Annotated in this window: 19 protein-coding genes; 8 read left to right on the top strand and 11 right to left on the bottom strand. The window is 43.9% G+C overall.

From position 1 onward, the window contains the following. Positions 1–235 precede the first annotated feature (235 nt). Both viaA and ACHUFZ_RS04145 read right to left on the bottom strand, forming a co-directional pair. Positions 236–1681, bottom strand: coding sequence for an ATPase RavA stimulator ViaA (viaA, locus tag ACHUFZ_RS04150; RefSeq protein ID WP_134834563.1), 1446 nt, complete (start codon positions 1679–1681; stop codon positions 236–238). A gap of 9 nt (positions 1682–1690) precedes the next feature. Continuing rightward, the gene (locus ACHUFZ_RS04145; protein WP_394126016.1) at positions 1691–3355 is read right to left on the bottom strand and encodes an ATPase RavA domain-containing protein; all 1665 of its coding nucleotides are present in this window, start codon (positions 3353–3355) and stop codon (positions 1691–1693) included. Positions 3356–3628: 273 nt separating this feature from the next. Here ACHUFZ_RS04145 and ACHUFZ_RS04140 point away from each other — a divergent pair, with 273 nt between their 5' ends. The 3 genes from ACHUFZ_RS04140 to ACHUFZ_RS04130 all read left to right on the top strand — a co-directional run bounded on the left by ACHUFZ_RS04140 (position 3629) and on the right by ACHUFZ_RS04130 (position 5571). Beyond that, positions 3629–4153, top strand: a complete 525-nt coding sequence (locus ACHUFZ_RS04140) for an NUDIX hydrolase (RefSeq protein ID WP_394126015.1) — start codon at positions 3629–3631, stop codon at positions 4151–4153. 11 nt (positions 4154–4164) lie between these two features. Then, complete coding sequence (gene ltaE, locus ACHUFZ_RS04135; protein WP_394126014.1) at positions 4165–5169, top strand: low-specificity L-threonine aldolase; 1005 nt, start codon at positions 4165–4167, stop codon at positions 5167–5169. A 90-nt stretch (positions 5170–5259) separates the two neighbouring features. Beyond that, on the top strand, positions 5260–5571 hold the full coding sequence (locus ACHUFZ_RS04130) for a c-type cytochrome (RefSeq protein ID WP_394126013.1): 312 nt from the start codon (positions 5260–5262) through the stop codon (positions 5569–5571). 60 nt (positions 5572–5631) lie between these two features. On the opposite strand, the gene ppiC is transcribed toward ACHUFZ_RS04130, so the two are convergent. Beyond that, positions 5632–5910, bottom strand: a complete 279-nt coding sequence (ppiC, locus tag ACHUFZ_RS04125; RefSeq protein WP_005472248.1) for a peptidylprolyl isomerase PpiC — start codon at positions 5908–5910, stop codon at positions 5632–5634. Between the two features lie 192 nt (positions 5911–6102). Between ppiC and ACHUFZ_RS04120 the strand changes: the two genes are divergently transcribed. Continuing rightward, the gene (locus ACHUFZ_RS04120; protein WP_394126012.1) at positions 6103–7029 is read left to right on the top strand and encodes a chemotaxis protein; all 927 of its coding nucleotides are present in this window, start codon (positions 6103–6105) and stop codon (positions 7027–7029) included. A 168-nt stretch (positions 7030–7197) separates the two neighbouring features. Further along, entirely contained in the window at positions 7198–8214 is a 1017-nt protein-coding gene (locus tag ACHUFZ_RS04115; RefSeq protein WP_394126011.1) for a GGDEF domain-containing protein, read from the top strand. Between the two features lie 84 nt (positions 8215–8298). Here the strand turns inward: ACHUFZ_RS04115 and ACHUFZ_RS04110 are convergent, their stop codons facing one another. Then, positions 8299–9231 carry an exopolyphosphatase gene (locus ACHUFZ_RS04110; protein WP_394126010.1) on the bottom strand — a complete coding sequence of 311 codons (933 nt, stop codon included), beginning with the start codon at positions 9229–9231 and terminating at the stop codon, positions 8299–8301. A gap of 209 nt (positions 9232–9440) precedes the next feature. Here ACHUFZ_RS04110 and ACHUFZ_RS04105 point away from each other — a divergent pair, with 209 nt between their 5' ends. Further along, positions 9441–9707, top strand: coding sequence for a putative hemolysin (locus ACHUFZ_RS04105; RefSeq protein WP_394126009.1), 267 nt, complete (start codon positions 9441–9443; stop codon positions 9705–9707). 68 nt (positions 9708–9775) lie between these two features. Here the strand turns inward: ACHUFZ_RS04105 and ACHUFZ_RS04100 are convergent, their stop codons facing one another. Next, positions 9776–10609 carry a YdcF family protein gene (locus ACHUFZ_RS04100; RefSeq protein WP_394126008.1) on the bottom strand — a complete coding sequence of 278 codons (834 nt, stop codon included), beginning with the start codon at positions 10607–10609 and terminating at the stop codon, positions 9776–9778. Between the two features lie 187 nt (positions 10610–10796). Here ACHUFZ_RS04100 and ACHUFZ_RS04095 point away from each other — a divergent pair, with 187 nt between their 5' ends. After that, positions 10797–12167: an L-serine ammonia-lyase gene (locus ACHUFZ_RS04095; protein ID WP_394126007.1), complete on the top strand. Its 1371-nt coding sequence runs from the start codon at positions 10797–10799 to the stop codon at positions 12165–12167. A 142-nt stretch (positions 12168–12309) separates the two neighbouring features. Here the strand turns inward: ACHUFZ_RS04095 and ACHUFZ_RS04090 are convergent, their stop codons facing one another. Further along, complete coding sequence (locus ACHUFZ_RS04090; RefSeq protein WP_394126006.1) at positions 12310–13434, bottom strand: M14 family metallopeptidase; 1125 nt, start codon at positions 13432–13434, stop codon at positions 12310–12312. A gap of 279 nt (positions 13435–13713) precedes the next feature. On the opposite strand from ACHUFZ_RS04090, the gene ACHUFZ_RS04085 reads away from it, so the two are divergent. Next, a complete protein-coding gene (locus ACHUFZ_RS04085) occupies positions 13714–15189 on the top strand; it encodes a peptide MFS transporter (protein ID WP_394126005.1) in 1476 nt (491 codons plus the stop codon). Positions 15190–15274: 85 nt separating this feature from the next. Here ACHUFZ_RS04085 and ACHUFZ_RS04080 read toward each other — a convergent pair whose 3' ends face one another. The 5 genes from ACHUFZ_RS04080 to ACHUFZ_RS04060 form a co-directional block, all read right to left on the bottom strand. Continuing rightward, positions 15275–15634 (bottom strand): DUF3316 domain-containing protein, encoded by a 360-nt coding sequence (locus ACHUFZ_RS04080; protein ID WP_394126004.1) that lies wholly within the window; start codon positions 15632–15634, stop codon positions 15275–15277. Positions 15635–15967: 333 nt separating this feature from the next. Beyond that, positions 15968–16870 carry an EamA family transporter gene (locus ACHUFZ_RS04075; protein ID WP_394126003.1) on the bottom strand — a complete coding sequence of 301 codons (903 nt, stop codon included), beginning with the start codon at positions 16868–16870 and terminating at the stop codon, positions 15968–15970. Between the two features lie 76 nt (positions 16871–16946). Then, positions 16947–17651: a phosphonate utilization transcriptional regulator PhnR gene (gene phnR, locus ACHUFZ_RS04070; protein WP_394126002.1), complete on the bottom strand. Its 705-nt coding sequence runs from the start codon at positions 17649–17651 to the stop codon at positions 16947–16949. Positions 17652–17660: 9 nt separating this feature from the next. Then, the gene (locus ACHUFZ_RS04065) at positions 17661–19385 is read right to left on the bottom strand and encodes a putative 2-aminoethylphosphonate ABC transporter permease subunit (RefSeq protein WP_394126001.1); all 1725 of its coding nucleotides are present in this window, start codon (positions 19383–19385) and stop codon (positions 17661–17663) included. Between the two features lie 8 nt (positions 19386–19393). Next, positions 19394–20500 carry a putative 2-aminoethylphosphonate ABC transporter ATP-binding protein gene (locus tag ACHUFZ_RS04060; protein ID WP_394126000.1) on the bottom strand — a complete coding sequence of 369 codons (1107 nt, stop codon included), beginning with the start codon at positions 20498–20500 and terminating at the stop codon, positions 19394–19396. Positions 20501–20654: the final 154 nt, after the last annotated feature.

Genomic DNA, 20654 nt, shown 5'->3' with positions numbered 1-20654 from the left:
AGGAGAGGCTTCGTTGCCTATGACGTTGTTATTTATGTTATGGCGCACTTTCGCACGCATAATAGATAACGCAAGTAGGATGCCAAAGTAACATCTTATTTATAATCAGATGGTTACCGAAACTAGGTTTGGCTGCTTGCACATATTAAGTGCAGTGGAGCATTAATCGGTGCAGAGTGAATAACAAAAAAGGAGCCTATTAAGCTCCTTTGTTCATCAGACTGTCAGCGGTGTATCACCACTTTTTCATCAAACGTCCGACCAAGTTTGGATGGTAGGCCCAACTATGATCAAACATCGACATCAAATCTGGGTTGCCATATTTAGACAGGCTAATGGCATGAAAGCGGTTTTTGCTCTTCTTAAGCTGCTCGACTTTCTCCAGCATCTCTTCTGACTGCTTAGGGGCAATAAAGTCTGAAATCACTACCATATCCGCGTTGCGGTATTTATCACCACTCATTAGGTCAATCGACTTCATTAACACGGGTTCAAGATCGGTACCGCCGTGGAAACTGTACGTGAGGAAATCACTCGCTTCACGAAGACCATCTTGTTTGGTTAGCTCATAGGTAATTTGCTCAGTAGAGAAGAGAATCACGTAGCAATCACGATCTTCAGCCAATGCTATTTGCATCAACGCATAGGCCATCGCTTTAGCACACTGCTCCGGAAAACCACTCATTGAACCTGATGCATCAACACAAACAATAAACGGCCCTTTTTCGACATCTGCTTGAGCGTTATCAGGACGCTGGGCACTCACTTTACGTAAAGTGCGCGACTTACCTTGCATCTTGTAGTTCATTAAGCGCTTATCGACGAGGTGCTTATAGAACACGACTTCAAGTTCAGGGTAAGCCAAAAACATGGTTTCATTCGGAAGAAGCTTGTTTAAGTCATCCCCTTCATGAATGCCGACAATATCATCGGTCGCTTGATCGGATTTCTCTTCAACAACTTGCGGCTCTTCTAGCGGCGCTTTATTTAGATCTGGGTCATCGACCTGACTTGCCATGCGGCCAAGTTTCTCGGCGATCTCTTGCAAACCTTTATTCTTTGACAAGAATTCAGCATGGCGCTTCATTACGGTTAAATCCGTCTTGCTGAGTCTAGCCGAAGCCATATCCCATAAGCGGCCAACACTCTCATCGTCTCCACTTTCCGTCACTTTATCCATGTTTTTCATGGTTTCCATGCGTTGGTAAAGATCTTTAAGCACTTTTTCTTTGTTGGCTTCTAGCTCGGTAAGTTGTGCTTGGCGAATCGCATCTGAAAGGCTTTGATACCATTGATCACAGAAGTAGTGAGGGAACATCGGGTTATTCACCCCTTTGTTCTTCTCCATAAGACGGCGGGCTTGCAGATAGAAGGCAGAGTGCCATTCTAGCTGCTTAATGACTTCCGGAATCTTGTCAAAGAACTCAGCTTCATTCCAATGAATAACTTCTTGGTACAGTGACAGCTCTTGCTTAAATCGATCGGTTTCGCACACCTTAGTAATGCGTTTTTTCACGCTACCACGCCATTTTAGCAAGTGATTCTTAACAGAAGACTTTACCCCTCTGTTTTCGGTCACCGCCATCATTTGCGAGCGCGCCATAAGATCATTGACTGCGGAGTCAATCATGCCTGAGTCCGCAATCATTAATACAAGGTTAAGTCCGTCAGCACCTAGCATTCACTTCTCCTACGCAAAGAATTGATCTAAGGTTTTGAAACGGAAAACAATGCGTTCACATTCCGCTTTCGTTGATTCGAGTACTTGCTGCAAGTTCTGTAGGCTAGACTCCATCGCGCGTGGCAGTTCTTGATCGACAAAGCCATGAGGAAGCGCACCATGGAAGTTAGAACGCACGCGCAGTAAATGATGTTCTGCATGCTCAAGCTGAGCCATTGCTTGCTGAGACTTAGTCAACCACTCTTGGTAAAGAGTTTCATCTAAGCCTTTGGTTGTCACAATTGAAACTAGCACAGCACGATTAGCAATATCTTTGATTACTAGGTTATTTGCAGCATCCATGTCAAAACGTAGGCGAACCAATGTGGTATTGGTGTTCACGTAACCGTAAACGTCACCGTGACCTTCTTTGATCACTCTTTCTAGTTCGTTTTTAGGCACATAAACCCAGCGGCTATCACCTTTTTCTGACTCAGTGACCGACATGTTACTTTGCAGTAGCACCATCTTAACCAAATCAAAGGCACTACCCACTTTGTAGCTTTTCGCATCAGAAATATCGTAGCTATGTACCTGCTTCTTAATAAGACCGGTCGTTGACTCCATTGACAGCATGGTGCCAAATTCTGACTCAAGCTCTTCTTGGATGTCAGTCAGCTCTTCACGACATAGGGTGATTTGCTGCTCAACCTCTTGCTGATCAAAGGCGTGATTAAGTGCGAAGTCTTTGATCACTTTACGCACAATGTCGCGAGACTCAGGGCTGTTCCACAGACAGTCTTGTAATAGCAAGATATCTAGTGGGTTAATTGAATCTCGACCATTAAAAAACGCACTCGCTTTAAGCAGCTTAACGGCTTTCTTCCAGCGACGGTCTGAGACGTACATATCCGTATCCGACGCATCTAAACCACTTTCAGCCGTCACAGCAGATTCTAGTAAGGTTTTTAACTCATAGAGCTTTTCAAACACGTCATTACTAAGCTCCAGTTGCTCAAGCTCTGACTGCCACTGGTGATATTCTTGATCAGTAATTGCCAAACCTTCAGGAATCGTCGCCTCTTGCGGCGTACCTACTGTCAGCATAGATTTGAAGTTTTGTTTGTCTTGAATGCGGTTGACAAACACGCGTACTAGCATACGGTCATATAGCGCTTCTAAACCACTGTCTTCATCTGGTAGCTCGTTTGATGCTGACACCAATAGACGCATTGGAACACGCTCAATCTCGTTACCATTTTTGAACGTTTTCTCATTCACTACGGTCAATAGCGTGTTTAGAATCGCAGGGCCTGCTTTCCAAATCTCATCAAGGAAAACAACCTGAGCTGTCGGCAGATAACCGTCGGTTAAACGAACGTAGCGACCATTATCTTTTAATTCTTGGATACTAAGCGGACCGAACACCTCTTCTGGCGTCGAGAAGCGCGTCATTAGATATTCGAAGTAAGATGAATTATCAAAAGCTTGGATAAGACGCTTAGCAATTAAGCTCTTTGCAATACCAGGAGGTCCCAGTAAGAAAACACTTTCACCAGCAAGGGCTGCTAGCAAGCAGAGTTTGATTGTTTCTTCACGTTCATACACGCCGTCAGATAGTGCTTGAGCAAGTTTATTGATTCTCTCAGAGAGTAACGCTTTTTGTGAGTGAGTAACTCGACTCTGGTTCATCATCTATTGCGTTCTCCTAACGTATTAAACAACATGTGCGTATGAATAAGTTTATACATTTGTTAGCACTTTGTTACAAGTGTAATTTCAATTCTGACAGTCATTTATAACAGAAGCCTTATTTACGTAACGTACTGAAAACAATGTTTGCAGTTTTGCGATTTCTATCACTAATCGTACGACGTAAAGTTACTCGCTTGTTACTGAGATGCTTTCACTAGAGGCCTATTGTCTGTAAGGTAATGTGGGTCAAATGTCAGGGCACCAATAACAATAATGAACTCGAAGATAAAAAACCTTCATAGCTGGAAGCGTATCTCTCTTATCGAAGAAGAGGTGGCTTTACCAAATGGTCAAAAAATTACCCATACTACGATTTCCCACCCTGGGGCTGCGGTGATCCTACCTATCGACGAAAATGGCAACATCATCGTTATCAATCAATTTAGGCCTTCACTTAAGAAATGGTTATTGGAATTACCTGCTGGAACATTAGAGCATGGTGAACCTGCACTAGAGTGTGCGCATCGAGAACTAGAAGAAGAGACAGGTTACAGTGCTAAAACCATGTTATCTCTAGGTCAAGTGACACCTTTGGCAGGATTTTGCGATGAAATACAGCATTTGTATGTGGCTAAAGACCTGACTTTGACTCGTCGTTACGATTGCGATGACGATGAAGTCATTGAAGTGATATCACTTTCAATCGAACAACTTGAACAAAAAATAATTAGCGGTGAAATCACAGACGCCAAAACCATCGCATGTTTAAGTAAAGCAAAGCTGTGCGGATATATTTAGGAGATAAGATTATGGATTTTCGTTCTGATACGGTAACCAAACCAACAGAAGCGATGCGTAAAGCAATGGCAGAAGCACTTGTTGGCGATGACGTTTATGGGGACGACCCAACAGTCAATGAATTAGAGCAATGGGCCGCAGAGCGTCATGGTTTTGAAGCCGCGCTGTTTACAACTTCTGGAACCCAAGCCAACCTGCTTGGCCTTATGGCTCACTGTGATCGGGGCGATGAGTATCTGTGTGGTCAACAGGCTCACAATTACAAATACGAAGCAGGTGGTGCCGCTGTGCTTGGTTCTATTCAGCCCCAACCTATTGAGAACAATCCTGATGGCACGCTGGATTTTGACAAACTGAAAGCAGCAATTAAGCCCGATGACAGCCACTTTGCACGAACAAAGCTTCTTAGCCTAGAGAACACCATCAACGGTAAAGTCCTTCCTTTAAGTTATTTGGCCCAAGCACGTGAGTTTGTTGATCAACATGGTCTGTTACTCCACTTAGATGGCGCGAGAGTGTACAACGCAGCGACAGCTCTTGATGTCGACGTGACAGAAATTGCGCAGCATTTTGACTCAATGACGATATGTCTATCGAAAGGCCTCGCGGCTCCAATAGGTTCATTACTCTTGGGAAATAAAGCGTTTATCGACAGAGCAAGACGCCTACGTAAAATGGTCGGCGGTGGCATGCGCCAAGCAGGTATCCTAGCAGCGGCAGGTAAGCTTGCCTTAACTGAGCAAGTACCTCAGTTAAAAGTTGACCACGCGAATGCAAAGCTACTGGCAGAACGCTTATCCGATCTTCCAGGCTTCAACGTCAATACAGACTTCGTGCAAACCAATATCGTATTTGCCAAGTTGGATGATGGCATTGATATTACGACGATTGCACACAAGCTAGCTGATGAAGGGATCACCATTACTCCTGGAAATCCTATCCGTTTCGTGACTCATAAAGATATCTCACAACAAGACATTCTATTGTTGGTCGAAAAGCTAGAAAAACTGCTTTAACAAACAGTAAATTGATCTCATCCATTGAGCTTCCCCTAAGGGGAAGCTTTATTCTGTTACGCATCAAAATTGATAGATTTAGGTTTCTATATGATGCGAGCGCTAATTTTCCTTTCTCTACTGCCATCTATTGCACTGGCTAACGAACCTTTTGGTGACGCTGAACTGGGCAAAGTAAAATCCCCTAGCTGTATCTTTTGCCATGGCGTTGATGGCGCTGCAACGAATCCGAGTTACCCGAATATTAAAGGGCAAAACGCTCAGTATCTGTTTCAATCAATGAAAGACTACCAAAACGGTAACCGACAAGGTCCGCTTGCAGAAATGATGAAAGCTCAACTTTCACGTCTAAACGATGACGATCTAAAAGACATAGCGGCCTATTTTTCTAGCCAACAGTAACCTTGTTATGCAAAAAAGCCTTCGACAATGCGAAGGCTTTTTACTCTGACTTTGGTTCAACTAAGTGCGATACAGCACTTTCACCACGTGCCAACCAAATTTCGTCTTCACTAAGTGCGGAACCAGTGTTTCACCAGAGAAGCATACTTTATCGAACTGAGGGACCATTTGGCCACGGCGGAATTCACCAAGATCGCCACCTTTTTTACCCGATGGGCAGGTGGAATATTTCTTAGCTAAAGTCTGAAATTTCGCGCCTTTCTTTAGCTGTTTGATGATGTCTTCTGCTTGTTCTTTGTGCTTAACTAAAATATGAAGAGCCGCTGCTGTGTTAGCCATGTTGATGCCTCTTGAGATATGACTGAGTTGGCGCGGATTGTACCGGATAATGGTGAAATCTTCATCCAGCCAATTAATAAATCAAAAAAACATCTAGTACTTATGTATTAACGCATCGAATTTGATCAACATCCATTGAACATCAAACCAATTCCGCTACCATTGAATTAAGACACCAAAGAGAAAACCTTCATGGCAAAACCGGTTAGTAAAGCGAATCAATCCCAAGGTATGTTGATGTTTACATTAACTCAAAGTAAACAGCTATTTGCCATAGGAACGCTAAAGGTGAGAGAAATTGTTCCGTTTCAAGTAACGACTCAGATCCCCTACTCTCACCACCATGTCATTGGTACGGTCTCCCTACGCGGTAAAACCATTCCAGTGATCAATATGCCTGCTGCGATTGGCTTTCGACCAATACAGCCCGAGGAATACCAGTCTTGCTACCTGATCGTTACTGATTGTCTGCGCACCGTAGTCGCTTTCATGGTTCGCTCAATTGAAAAAATTATCGAGTGTGATTGGAAATCGATCGAATCCGCTCCAGCATCTGTCGGCCACAATGTATTTGTCACTGGCATTACGCGCTTTGAAGAAAAGATCGTGCAAATGCTGGATGTCGAGTTACTGCTCTCTAAAATCTACCCTCAATATGAGTCGACCAAGATTCCTATGTTGACCGATATTGAACGAGAGCGCTTAAAAGCACTTAGCATTTTATTGGTTGATGACTCTTCTATTGCTCGTAAACAACTTTCAGATGCATTAGATAGCATCAATATCCCTTATCAAATTTGTAATAACGGCATTGATGCTCTGCAATTGATGCGTCACGATGCTCAGCAAGGCAGACCTATCGAACTCCTTGTCAGTGACATAGAGATGCCCGGCTTAGATGGCTATGAATTAGCTTTTGAAACACAGAATGAGAGTGACCTAAGCAATAGCTACATTATCTTACATACATCTTTATCAAGTGAGATATGTATTGATCGCGCAAAGCAGGTCGGTGCGCACGAAGCATTGGAAAAATTTAACGCTGGGGACTTAATCAAAGCTATGCTAAGAGGAGCTCACCAGCTAGAGCAAGGTGAACAAGAAGCCACAATTTTATAAACCACTGGTATAACTGAACAATTTCCATACAGCACCTAGGGTTAAGTTATGATATTGTTCATAAACCTGATCAATTGTTAGAGACAAATTGATATAAGACCAAGCATCTATAAACGAGATCCGCTAATCTTATTTTATAGGATGTCTAGACAAGAATGTTAATAAGAAATGACAGACGACGACTTTAAAAAATCAACAGCTAACCTTAAAAAAGCTGTGCCGTTGATGATGAAACATCACGTAGCTGCCACGCCAGCAAACTACGCGTTATGGTACACATACGTCGATAATGTAATCCCACAATTAAATCGTGAACTTGATGGGGTTATCGAGAACTACGGTGTGTGCCCACCAGCCGCTGGAGAGCAGCTGTATAACAACCATATTGCGAGTCGGGCAGAAACCGATATGCACGATCTGCGTGCCAATATCGAAATACTGGTAAACGAAGTCGCGAGCTCTGTATCTGACACGCTTACCGACACTTCCCAATTCTCTAAGATGATCGATAAAAGCTTCGATAGCTTAGAAAGAGTCGAAGACGAATCAATGTCACTAGAAGAAGTGATGAAGGTCATTCGCCAGTTAGTCGTTGAGTCACGTGAGATCAGACACTCTACCCGTTTTCTAAACAGTCAATTAGAGAATGCGACCAACGAAATCCAACAACTTAAAAGTCAGTTGGCAGAAGTTCAGCAAGATGCATTGTTTGACTCTCTCACTAGCCTGTATAACCGTAGGGCCTTTGATGGTGATCTGAATACCTTATGCCGTTCAGAACAAAAGATGTGCTTAATCTTAGCCGATATCGACCACTTTAAGTCATTTAATGATACCTATGGCCATTTATTCGGTGATACCGTCATCAAGGCGATTGCGCGACGCATCCAACTAAGCTGCCGTGATGGCATTCATGCTTATCGTTTTGGTGGAGAAGAGTTCGCCTTGATCGTGCCCAATAAATCGCTGCGAATCGCTCGTCAGTTCGCAGAGAGCTTACGCCGCGCGATCGAAAAGTTATCGATCAAAGATCGACGCACATCAGAGCAAATAGGCAATATCACTATCTCTTTAGGTGTGGCTGAGCTGCAACCCGGAGAGCCTGCCAACGCCTTGATCGAACGTGCAGATAAGTTGTTGTATGAGGCGAAAGAGCTTGGCCGCAACCGCGTAATGCCGCTTTAGATTATTCCACTCGATTACGTATTAAAAAAGCCCCTGTAAGTGATTACAGGGGCTTTTACATTTATTCAATCATCTACTTCTCAATTAGCCATCATTCGTGATTGCCGTAATCAGTTCTTGCTGTACTTGGTCAGCTTTATCATTGTCAATCTGACACGTCCCCGCCGCTTTATGGCCTCCGCCGCCATACTTCAGCATTAGCTCACCCACATTAGTCTTAGAGCTGCGATCAAAAATGGATTTACCCGTCGCAAATACGGTATTTTGCTTTTGGAATCCCCACATCTTATGAATTGAGATGTTACAGTTTGGATAGAGCGCATAAATGACAAATCGGTTACCGGCAAAGATCACCTCTTCATCGGTGAGGTCCAACAAGACCAGATTGTCATGGACGGTCGCACATCGCTGAATCTGATCTTTGAACAAGTTTTCATGCTCACGGTACAGTTCGATACGCTCTTTCACATCAGGAAGGTCTAGAATCTCTTCAATTGAGTGGTTCTTGCAGTACTCAATAAGATCCATCATTAGATTGTAATTGGAGATACGGAACTCTCTAAAACGGCCAAGCCCAGTGCGAGCATCCATCAAGAAGTTCAGTAGGTTCCAACCTGTCGAATCCAACACTTCGTCACGGTTAAACTGAGCTGAATCGCCTTTATCCACCGCTTCCATCATACCTAACCAATCACTAGGGAAAGTATTTTCACCTCCGTAATGTTCCCACACGACACGGGCAGCCGATGGCGCATCAGGATCAATAATGTGATTTTTCCTCTCGCCTTGGTTACGAATCATTTCAGACAAGTGATGGTCAAACACCATGTAGGCATCTTTCACATACGGTAAGTTGGTAACAATATCATTCGAAGTAATCTCTATTACTCCGTCTTGCATATCTTTAGGGTGAACGAACTTGATATCGTCAATGAGGTCGAGTTGTTTGAGTAAAACTGCACACACTAAACCATCAAAATCACTACGAGTTACAAGTCGATATTTTTGTTCCGACATTAGGCACTTCCTATGCTAAGTCTGACTAAGTTAAAGTATACGATACCTTATTATAACTAACGCAAACCTTTCAATGCTGTTCCATTACAATGTGAAATATCTCTTTATAATTTTAGACAGCGGCGACTTTTTGACAAACCTAACACAGATTTTTTCATTAAAGGGCCTATAATCGATGGGTTAATGATTGATCCAACTAAGGAAATTTTATGAAAAGAGCATGTATCGTGATATCTGTGATCAGTGCTGCTGTATTGGCTGGTTGTGCGAGTGAGCCTGATGAATACGAAGTAAAAGAGTACACATCTATGGCGAACCCAGCAGCAGTTTACTGCGTTCAACAGGGCGGCGAGCTTGAAACGGTCAATGAAAACGAGATGCGTGTGACTTACTGCGTCCTGTCTGATGACGAACGCGTAGAACAGTGGGAATACTACCGCAACAGCCAAAAGAATGAACAACAGTCACAAGGCTAATCACCTATCGTGACATCATTACGGCAATAATGGATATGAAAGAGGCTCTCGCCTCTTTTTTTTGTTGGTCACATGTACTGACGTTCTGGGTCAAGATGACGATTCAACCAAGTAAGCTGGGTATTGAGTATATCTAATTGCTCAATCAATGCTTGGCCGCACACATAAGGGGTAGTCTTCTCGACTGCCCTTTCTATTTTCTCCACCGCTTTCATACTATCACCATCGAGTTGCATCGCTTTCAAGCCCTCAAGTGCATCTAGAGCAATTCGCAGTGGTAACGCTCTAACCTCAGCTAGCTCGCGCTGAAATGCCCTATTCTTAACTCCTTCCAAGTACACGCGATAAGTGGTTAGCTCGTCAGCCAATAAGAAAGCGCGACCAGCCTCACCAAGATAAGGGTACTCAACAGCACAATGCAGGCTAAGATCTCGCGATATAGAGAGCAATAGCCCACTTTGCTCGCAGCGCTGATGCAACACTCTTAGCAGCCCTTGCTCATCCATTAGTGACTGAATTTCAAAAATTCGTTTTAGATGGTAGTCGTTGGAGACAAAGGTGACATCAATCCTTTGGCCAATACTGCATAACTGGCTTTCCACTAACTTGTCCGCTGCATTTTGGATATTTTCGATGGTATTGGTCGACTGACTTTCAATTAAGATATGAGGAGGCAATGCCTTGTTGACAGGAAGCAAGCGTACGAATTGCTGATACATCGCATCGGCTTCAGATGTCGTCTGGCCGTCCGTTACCCCACCGCAAAACACAAACGCCGTTTCTGCAATATTAACTTGATCACGCAGTTTCAAAAGCCCTTGCACTCGGCTAACACCTTCCGGCGTTAATCGGTTGTTTCGAAGTCTCTTGCCTAGGATAAGAACCACATTCGAAATGTTCATTATTTACTCATGTCTCAATTATTCCTACTGAATTACTCAGGTACTGTACATACATCGTCTTTGCCGCTAGCTTAGCAAAGGTTAAAGTTTTGTTATTTTGGTGTTGATAAGTCGAAATCTCGGTCAGATGCCATACTAGTAATTACAAGAGCCTGCCTGACGGGCCAATTCACAGGAAGTAAAGTTTATGCTGTCAATATTTGATATTTTTAAAATCGGCGTGGGGCCTTCCAGTTCTCACACCAATGGTCCGATGATCGCAGGGTATCAGTTTACCCGCCTGCTGGCTGCATCGATCACTAAAGTACACCGTATTCAAGTCGACCTGTACGGTTCCCTCTCTTTAACGGGCAAGGGCCACCATACCGACCGCGCAGTTATTCTCGGCCTTTTAGGCAATAAACCTGACACCATCAAAATGGGTAGCGCGAAACAAGCGCTCGCCAATACGATTGATGAAGGTTACCTGGCTCTTGCTGGCGCTCACACGGTAAATTTCAGCTATGAGAGTGATATCTTGTTTCACTCCGACAATCTTCCTTTACATGAAAACGGCATGACCATTACCGCCTACGACTCGCTAGGCGCGCAAATTGAGTTTGAAACCTACTATTCAATTGGTGGTGGATTCATTGCCACCGCAAAAGAGCTTGAAAACGGTGGAAATGAAAACTCGGTTGATGTTCCCTTCCCATTTACGAGTGCCGACGAAATGCTGGCTATGGCGGAGAAAAACGGCCTTAGCCTAGGTGGCATGATCTTACAGAATGAGCAACGCTTCTTTAATGATGACGAAATCTCGCGCAAAGCAGAGCAAATTTGGAAGGTGATGTCGCTATGTATGCAACGCGGCTTCGAAACCGAGGGGGTATTAGAAGGTGGACTTGAAGTCACGCGACGCGCGCCTAACCTTCTTAAAAAGCTAGAAGCCAATGCAGCGATAGAAAACGATCCGATGGAAATCATGGATTGGATCAACCTGTTTGCCTTTGCGGTGAGTGAAGAAAATGCAGCGGGAGGACAAGTGGTTACCTCTCCAACTAACGGCGCTGCAGGTGTTATTCCTGCAGTGCTGATGTATTACCATCGCTTTATTAGAGAGCTCGATACCAAGCAGTTAAAAGACTTTATTGCCGTCGCTGGCGCAATTGGCATCTTATACAAAACCAATGCCTCTATTTCTGGTGCTGAAGTTGGCTGCCAAGGTGAAGTCGGAGTTTCCTCATCGATGGCTGCCGCTGGCCTTACTGCACTGCGTGGTGGCAGCAACGAACAAATCTGTATTGCCGCTGAAATCGCTATGGAGCACTCACTAGGTATGACCTGTGACCCGATTGGTGGCTTAGTTCAGGTACCGTGTATTGAACGTAATGCGATGGGAGCAATGAAAGCGATTAACGCCTCACGAATGGCGCTCAAACGTACGAGCAAATGTCTCATCTCTTTAGATAAAGTCATCGCTACCATGTACCAAACAGGTAAAGATATGAACCGTAAATATCGAGAAACTTCTCTCGGTGGCCTAGCCGTTATCCATATGTCTCCGCCTTGCGAGTGATGATCGCTTGCTGAAACCAATAAGAAAGATGTTGAGGCATGGGGAATTAGGACGCGCACAGCGAGGATAACTGTACAAAATCGTTAGAAATACTTACGAAAAAGCGCGGTGAGGCCCGCGCTTTGTTTACTTTAAAAAGTGACTAGACTTTATCAACCACAGCAAGTGTTGCTGCCAGCATATCATGACCAAACTTCACGCTACGCTCTGGCGACCAGCCATACAACGGGTCAGGGTAATCATTGTTGTCTTTAAACGGCATTTCAATCGTGTATGAGAGACACTTAAACTGCTCACCAATCCAGTTAGAACCAACCGTTAAGTTCGCTTTGCCTGGCTCATCTTTATCGTACCCATATTCATCTTGGAACTCTGGCGTCACCGTGTGCAGCGCTTGCTTAAACGCATTTTCCAAGTTGGCTAAACGCTCATCATAGGACGGGATACCTTCAGAGCCTGCCGCAAAGTTATACGGAATCGCTTCGTCGCCGTGAATGTCTAAGAACATATCAACGCCAGTTTCCAGCATACGTTCACGAACTAAGAAGACTTCAGGACTTCGCTCCATTGACGGCGTTTGCCATTCGCGGTTCAAGTTCACGCCAATCGCATTACAACGTAAGTGACCTCGAATACCACCATCAGGGTTCATGTTTGGCACAACGTAAAGTACCGCATTGTCTAACAACGCACGTGCAGTAACATCATCTTCATCCAGCAAACGCTGAATGAGACCTTCCATAAACCACTCTGCCATCGTCTCGCCAGGGTGCTGTCGAGCAATAAGCCAAATACGCTTTTTACCTTCTTCATACTCACCAAACGTCAATAGGCTCATATCATTACCATCTAACGTTTGACCTAATGTCTCTAGCTGGCAGTGATGTGCAGACTGCGCCATATGAATAAGATCAAGATGTCGATCATAGGTATAAGGGGCAAAGTAAGCAAAATAGATAGAGCTGCGCTCTGGGATCACGGTAAACGTCAGCGTATCACCATCAAACTCAGCAGGAATGCGGAACCACTCTTCTCGATCATACGATGCAACAACATCATACCCTTTCCAGCCCTCAGGATAAGCAGAGCCTTTTAGATCCAACAAAGAGATTGTGTGAGATTGTTCCGCTTCTGTTTCTAAACGAAAGTGGAACCACTGATAAAACTCCGACTGATTGTCGTTTGGAATCTTTAATTCGATATGATCTTTATTCTCAATACTAACGACTTCAATACTACCACTATCGAAATTACTAAAAATCTTCATTGCGTTACATTCCTTATACATTTGTACAGCATTGCGCGAGGCTAACACAAAGATAGACCTTAAAAAATCGATTTACCGCATAGATTTGTCAGCATTGTTTAGAAGATATATCCAGCGCAAACGTTTTAGATCAAGTTCATTATAAAAATTTATGCGATATTGAGAAAAAATCGTACATCAAAAACGATTTCTGCGATAATTGTTTCAATTTATAACACACCACAACTGATAGTATATACAGATGTTAATTCTGTTTTATACCAACAAAATGAGACGATTATGTGGAATAAACTCAATAAATCAATGATGTTTTGCCAGGCGATGTTTGGCTTATCATTCTACGGCGTGATGGTAATTTTGACCCGTTTCTTCTTAGAAGATCTAGGGTATAGCGAAGCAGATACCATGATGGTTGTCGGTGCTTTCTCTTCTATTGGGCCGCTATTTGCGATTGCCGGCGGGTTTATAGCAGATAAATTCCTTGGTGCATACCGTTCTTTAACGATCGCTTATGGTACATTCGCGACAGGTTACACACTACTGGTCCTTGGCGCTTCAGCGACTAACGTACCTATGGCTTTGGTTGGTATTGCACTGGCTAGCTACGCTCGCGGTTTGATGTCTCCTTCTTACCCAAGTCTTTACAAACGCACTTTTGCAACAGAAGAAGATTTCGAGAATGGCTACCCTGTAAACTACTCAGTGAACAATGTCGGTGCGCTATTAGGTCAATACCTATTCCCGATGTTCGTTCTTGTTATTGGCTTCCACGGTAGCTTCATGCTATCTGCGGTAATGGCAGCATTTGCCTTCGCTGTCCTTGTGGTCTTCAACAAACAATTGGTCAATGTTGGTGCTGACATCGATCAACAGCCAGTCAGCGTAAAAAACTGGGTTGCTTTCCTAGGCCTTTCTGCAGCAATGGTTGGTCTGGTATTTTTCATGTTCTCGAACATGGATATCGGCCAAAACATCGTTTACGCAATTGGCGCTGCAGCAATCTTGTACTTCATTTCTTTGATGTTCAAATCTGGTAAATCTGACGCACTTAAAATGGGTACTATCCTAATCATGACAGTGCTTACTACCTGTTTCTTCGTATACTACGGTCAGATGATGACTTCGATGACTATGGTAACGATCAACACAATGCGTGGTGACCTGTTTAACCTTATCCCAATCGCACCAGAAGCATCAATGGCGATGAACCCTCTATGGTGTATAGTTGCTGGTCCAGTGATTGCTTACACATTCTCTTCTCTAGAGAAAAAAGGCATCAACTTCTCAACAGCGACAAAGATCGGTTTTGCCTTCATTTTCACAGCGATTGCCTTTGGCATTCTAACTATGGCGGTAATGAATGTTGGTGAAGACGTGATTATTCGTCCAGAAATTTTCCTAGCAATTCACTTCTTCCAAGCATTTGCCGAAGTGATTGTGGGTAGCTTAGTTGTGGCGTTCATTCTGTCGGTAACACCAAAACATATTGAAGGCTTTTCAGTATCACTATTCTCAGTAGCAATGGCATTAAGTGGCATTGTTGGTGCTGTATTCTCTACTTCTATCGCTTTAGAAAAAGGCCAAGAGATCACTCAAGAAGTGGTACAAACGGTATATGGTGATTACTTCCAACTGCTAACTATCCTTGCTGTCGTTATGGTCGCAATTGCACTGGTTTCTTCAGTTATCATCCGCAAGATGCTTGAAACTGCACGTGCAGAGCAACAACCTGAGCTTGTTAAATCAGAAAGCTAAACTCTCCCGCCTACTAGCGGAAAATAAAAAACCCAAGCAAATGCTTGGGTTTTTCATATTAATTGCTAGCAAAATCTATCTAATATTACTCTCTACCTCTGTCACGAGCGGAGAATTGATATTTCATGTTAACCACTGGTTTATATGCCACATTACCATCTTCCGAGATTACTTCTTCTACTTTAATATTTGACTCTAGTAACTCAAAAGACGAGTAATCAATTTGGTCATGATTAGGATAATTTACGTTCGTACTCAATTCATATGAACTTAAACTACTCAACCCGCCAACAATTTCTTGACCTTCTTTAACCGCTGCAGCTTTAGTGGACACTGCGTCACCCTGCATTGTTTCGCTTTCAACTACATTGCTAAATCCACCATACCCAGCTATCGCTACAGAACTGAATAACATTACGCTTGCAAAACTTATTACCTTAATCATAACTGACTCCTTAGTTTCCTTACCACTCTAATACAGAGCATATAAAGTCGAGCTATATCCACCGCTCGATTACCTATATGGTACGAACAATAAGACCTGAATGAATTAGAATTAATTGCACTTGTTATTCAAATTTTTTGATATAAGAAGATAAATATTTGTAGCAATAAAAGTAAGGGATTAATGGCGTGTAAAATGCTTGATATAATTGGTTAGTAAAATCATTAGTTTATTACTTCGAATCGAAAATAAAGAAAGTTTTACCCAGCCTAAGTATTAGAGTAAATCGTTATATGGTACTGAACAAATATCATATTAAATTTAATGATCACACTACAAAACTGTCAGCACCAAACCCACAAAAATCATCCCCGTTCCCAATAGCCGCGTCATCGCAAGCTTTTCACCAAGAAATGCCACGCCAAATACCAGCCCAAAGACAATACTGAGTTGACGCAGCGCCACTACGTAGCTCACATTGGTAGTCATCGTCATCGCATAGAGCACCAAGCCATAGGTCGTGAACATCATCAAACCAGCCATCGCTGACGGCTTTCTGATTTGCCAAGCTTGTGAGAATTCCGTCCATTGGCGAGTCACAACCACATAAGCCGTGATCACCACAAAGATGACCCAAAACTGAACACCTAAATAGAAGATTGCCGAATCAAGGCTAGTTACCCCCGCAAGAGCACTCACATTTAAAAGGTTAAGCGCTTCTTTATCGAGAATTGAATACCCAGTGGTCCCTAATGCCGCGATCAAGGCCCAAATAACACCAAGTGAACAATACTCCTTAATACTGAGTTCACGTAGTGAAGAGAGAGGTACTATCAAGCAGCCCAAAGTAATTAAAACGAACCCTAGCCAAACCTGAACTGGTAACACTTGACCAATAATTGCCGTCCCGACTCCAACCATAAGAACAGGTAGTGCTCTGGCAATCGGATAAATAACCCCGATATCGCCATGTTTATAGGCATGCCCTAACCCAATGAGATAAACGACCTGCGCAGCCCCGCTGAACAGGAGAAACCAGTAAAATGTGGAAGGAAGCTGCGTCCAGCCAACTTGGAGCAAATACCAAGTCACAAATGGGGCTAAAATCAGCGAAGCTGCCGCGCTACTGGATAAAAAGAAAGCAGTACCGGAAGACTTATTACTTTTACTCAACAGGTTCCACCCTGCATGAAGTAAAGCAGAAACAACTATCAGGCAGATTGCCCACGACGACATAGTGAGACCTTTTGTCAAAAGGTGAGAATAGAATATTCTCTAGGCTTACTCTTTCTAGCTAAGCCTAGAGATGAAATTAACGCTGAAGCTCTGCGATTGATTCAATGCTAATAGCGTCATGTCTCCAATATTCAATATCGCAGTCAATCAACTCACCTTGCTGATTGTAGTTCACACGTTCAACGACCATAGCCGGTGTGCCTGAAGTCGCTCTTAGGGCTTGTGCCGTCTCTCCAAGTAAACTGCTAGTACTGATACGGTAACGGATCTTTTGGTAAACCATGCCGAAATGCTCTCGGTAGATATCCGTCAGGGAATTGGACAAATCAAAATCGAGCAAGTTTGGAAACAGCTCTGGTCGAATATAGTTGGTCACATAAACCACTGGACGATCTTCAAGGTATCGAACTCGATCCACTCGATAGACATCGGAAAACGGCTGTAGGTTCAGCAGACGAACCGCTTGTTTGTCTGCCAAAATGCCTTTAGCCGCGATAAGCTCTGTTTTTGGCGTACGATTTTGCGCAGCCGCCATATTGCTAAAGTTCAGAGTTTGCGTCGGGTCATAGCGAAGTGGCTCTGGAGAGATAAACCAGCCTCGACGGTCTTCGCGATAAATACGCCCTTCTGCTTCTAGTAAAGAGAGCGCTTCACGTAAGGTTACTCGGGTGGTATCAAACGATTCAGCTAACTTGCGTTCTGCAGGCAACTTTTGGCGTGGCGAAAGCATACCTGAATCAATTTGTTCTACGATTGAATCTTTTATCTTTACGTATTGCACGAAGTGTCCTTATCTTTTACGCCAAGCCTGTGTGCGATTTTCTAACAATTTACCCAATGTCATCTGAACAATCTTCGCGATTGCGGCAGAAATCATGATCATCACTGCCATTGCTGCAGCAGCGCCCGTTTGACCCGCATCGTCCATATTAAGGATCGATACTGAAGCCGGAATCGTATCGGTTGAGTAAAGGAATACTACCGCAGAAGTGGTGGTTAATGCATTAACAAACAAGTAGGTAGCGATATCTAAAATAGCTGGAAGGCATACAGGTAACGTTACTTTAAAGAACAACTTGTATTGAGGAAGCTTGACCGATGCCGCTGTGGCTTCAATCTCAGTAGGTAACTGCTTCAACGCAGTGAGCGCTGTCATATGACCGACCGTGTAATAGTGCACCACAGTGTTAATCACCAAAAATACCATAGTACCGTAAAGCACGTTCAGCGGATTATTAGCATCATTGAAATAAAAGATGTAACCCAAGCCAAGCACCATACCCGGAACCGCCATCGGCACAACACTCACCATCTGCATAACTTGGCGAATTGGGCCGAATGCACGCCCTTTCTCAATACAGTAAGCGCCAACAAAGATGATTGCCGTACCAAACACCGCTGTCCAGCCAGCCAATGTTAGTGAGTTAAAGAATGGACTCCAGCCATAAGTGCTGATCTCTGCGAAGTTGTAGTTGTTCAGCGTCAGCGCTTTGTTCCAAGGCCAGAAAGTCACCAGAGAGCCATACACCGCCATTCCAAGTACCGCCAACACTGCCACAGAGATGATTGAACAATAAAGGAAGCAAAGGCTATCACGCGTTTTGTTTGGCTCAGGTTGATAAGGCACCGAACGAGTATCGAACAAATTCTTTTGCTTGCGTTGTACCCAACGGTCAGCGCCAAACGCCATTACCGCCGGAAACAGCAGCATAATGCTGGTCACCGCGCCCATGGCGAAGTTCTGTTGCCCCACCACCTGCTTGAAGATGTCTGTCGCCAGTACGTTGTAGCTACCCCCAATCACTTTCGGTACACCGAAGTCGGTAATAACCAAAGTAAACACAACGATCAAAGTGCTGATCAAGCCATATTTAGCGGCAGGTAGTGTTACTATAAAGAAGGTTTTGATTGGTGATGTTTTGAGTGCACGGGCGGCTTCATACAAACGAGCGTCAGATGTTCGAAGGGATGTATTCAAAATCATTAAAGCATGGGGAAAGGTCCAAAAGATCAATCCCATGGCAATACCAATGCCCCCGTACACTGAGTGCCCACCAAGTAACTCTTTCGCCACACCTTGATTGCCAAATAAGAAAATCAAACTGATCGCAGGAAGCAAAGAAGGTGCAAGAATCGGCGCAGTGCCCAAGATCTGGAACAAACCTTTAAATGGCATGCAAGAGCGAGTCAAAGCATAGGCATAACTAAATGCCAATACGCCGACAACAACGGTAACGATGATGCCTAAGGAAAAGGTATTCCCTACCGACATCCAAAGGCTAGATGAAGAGAAATAAGTAGCAAAGTTAGCGAGACCGACAAACTCCCCTTCGCCGTTTTGTACACTTTTGTTCAGCATCGCCCATAGTGGCATCAAGATGAATAGCACCATGATGAGCGATAGTGCCGCCAATAAAGTGAACAGCACGACGTTATCTCGGCTAACTCCCTCTAATAACGACTTAGTTTTTTTGTGAGTCATTAAGCGATTAATAGTCATTGTATTGGTATCCATACGTTCACCTATGCCGCCAACACTTTCGCCGCCGCTGGAACGGAATAACCATGTAGGCCCGCTGCGAAAAATTGAATGTAGCGAACATCACCAATCTTCATTCGTAAGCTGGTTACCGTTTCAACGGGAACATCAACAACGATGGCTTGAGTCAACGCGTCGTTTTGCAGCTCACAGTCGATGCGGAAAAATGCGCCTAAAAACTCCATCGCTATAATTCGAACAGGTAGAGAGGTCGAGTAACTGTCGACAAACTTGATGCTTTCAGGGCGAACAGCCAAATCAAAACGATCACCGCGCTGAATCTTACGATTGGTTAAACTCGGAGCAGGAAGTAGCGTCTCAGCAATTCGGACATGAGAGTCCGTTGCGACAGACGTTTCAATAAAGTTCATGCTACCAACGAACTCAGCCACGAAGCGAGTCGCTGGCTGCTGATAGATTTCTTGCGGCGTGCCTACTTGCTCGATAACGCCATGATTCATCACCACTATTCGATCGGCCATCGACAACGCTTCATCTTGATCGTGGGTGACCATGATGGTGGTGATACCAAGCTTGCGCTGAAGCCTGCATATCTCATCTCGTAAATGAACACGGACTTTCGCATCTAGCGCGGAAAGAGGCTCGTCAAGCAATAACAGCCCAGGAGAAAGTGCCAGTGCCCTTGCAAGTGCCACGCGCTGCTGCTGACCGCCTGAAAGTTGGTTCGGGAATTTCTCACCAGAGGTGGGGAGACCAATGGTTTCTAACCAGTAATCAACTTTCTCTAGCGCTTCTTTGGTCGACATGCCTTGGTTCTTCAAACCAACCGCAATGTTCTCTTGCACGGTAAGGTTTGGAAACAGCGCGTAAGATTGAAACACGATGCCGAAATCACGCTTCTCTGGTGGTAGAAATGTCGTCTCTTGACCGTTTTGAAAAATCGCGCCAGAAGTTGGCAAGTCTAAACCCGCAATAGCACGCAGCAAAGTGGTTTTACCGCAGCCAGAAGGACCAAGAAAACAAACAAACTCGCCCTTTTCAATCGCTAGCGAGATTTTCTTTAATGCCGTGAATTGACCAAATTGCTTCACGACATTTTCAATATTCAGATAGGGTTGGTTGATTGACATAACAGACTCTCTAAATGGTATATACCAAATTTAATTTCAGAGTGTTACGTTCCAATGACAAATTTATAGCTAGATGATGACAAATAGATGAAGGGGAAAAAAATAAAAAATCCACCTCAACTGAGGTGGATTAAACATTGATTACGAAGCAAGT

The sequence above is a fragment of the Vibrio hepatarius genome (assembly GCF_043642085.1).
GTDB lineage: Bacteria > Pseudomonadota > Gammaproteobacteria > Enterobacterales > Vibrionaceae > Vibrio > Vibrio hepatarius_C.
Note: the sequence above shows the minus strand (reverse complement) of the source record. Positions and strands in the feature narration are given on the sequence as shown.

Bases quoted from the DNA above. Each gene is read 5' to 3' on its own strand.
- ACHUFZ_RS04065 (WP_394126001.1), bottom strand. From the start codon at position 19,385: ATGGATACCAATACAATGACTATTAATCGCTTAATGACTCACAAAAAA.
- ACHUFZ_RS04095 (WP_394126007.1), top strand. From the start codon at position 10,797: ATGCTGTCAATATTTGATATTTTTAAAATCGGCGTGGGGCCTTCCAGT.
- ACHUFZ_RS04100 (WP_394126008.1), bottom strand. From the start codon at position 10,609: ATGAACATTTCGAATGTGGTTCTTATCCTAGGCAAGAGACTTCGAAAC.
- ACHUFZ_RS04120 (WP_394126012.1), top strand. From the start codon at position 6,103: ATGGCAAAACCGGTTAGTAAAGCGAATCAATCCCAAGGTATGTTGATG.
- ACHUFZ_RS04060 (WP_394126000.1), bottom strand. From the start codon at position 20,500: ATGTCAATCAACCAACCCTATCTGAATATTGAAAATGTCGTGAAGCAA.
- ACHUFZ_RS04130 (WP_394126013.1), top strand. From the start codon at position 5,260: ATGATGCGAGCGCTAATTTTCCTTTCTCTACTGCCATCTATTGCACTG.
- ACHUFZ_RS04080 (WP_394126004.1), bottom strand. From the start codon at position 15,634: ATGATTAAGGTAATAAGTTTTGCAAGCGTAATGTTATTCAGTTCTGTA.
- ltaE (WP_394126014.1), top strand. From the start codon at position 4,165: ATGGATTTTCGTTCTGATACGGTAACCAAACCAACAGAAGCGATGCGT.
- ACHUFZ_RS04105 (WP_394126009.1), top strand. From the start codon at position 9,441: ATGAAAAGAGCATGTATCGTGATATCTGTGATCAGTGCTGCTGTATTG.
- ACHUFZ_RS04090 (WP_394126006.1), bottom strand. From the start codon at position 13,434: ATGAAGATTTTTAGTAATTTCGATAGTGGTAGTATTGAAGTCGTTAGT.
- ACHUFZ_RS04145 (WP_394126016.1), bottom strand. From the start codon at position 3,355: ATGATGAACCAGAGTCGAGTTACTCACTCACAAAAAGCGTTACTCTCT.
- ACHUFZ_RS04110 (WP_394126010.1), bottom strand. From the start codon at position 9,231: ATGTCGGAACAAAAATATCGACTTGTAACTCGTAGTGATTTTGATGGT.
- viaA (WP_134834563.1), bottom strand. From the start codon at position 1,681: ATGCTAGGTGCTGACGGACTTAACCTTGTATTAATGATTGCGGACTCA.
- ppiC (WP_005472248.1), bottom strand. From the start codon at position 5,910: ATGGCTAACACAGCAGCGGCTCTTCATATTTTAGTTAAGCACAAAGAA.
- ACHUFZ_RS04115 (WP_394126011.1), top strand. From the start codon at position 7,198: ATGACAGACGACGACTTTAAAAAATCAACAGCTAACCTTAAAAAAGCT.
- ACHUFZ_RS04075 (WP_394126003.1), bottom strand. From the start codon at position 16,870: ATGTCGTCGTGGGCAATCTGCCTGATAGTTGTTTCTGCTTTACTTCAT.
- ACHUFZ_RS04140 (WP_394126015.1), top strand. From the start codon at position 3,629: ATGAACTCGAAGATAAAAAACCTTCATAGCTGGAAGCGTATCTCTCTT.
- ACHUFZ_RS04085 (WP_394126005.1), top strand. From the start codon at position 13,714: ATGTGGAATAAACTCAATAAATCAATGATGTTTTGCCAGGCGATGTTT.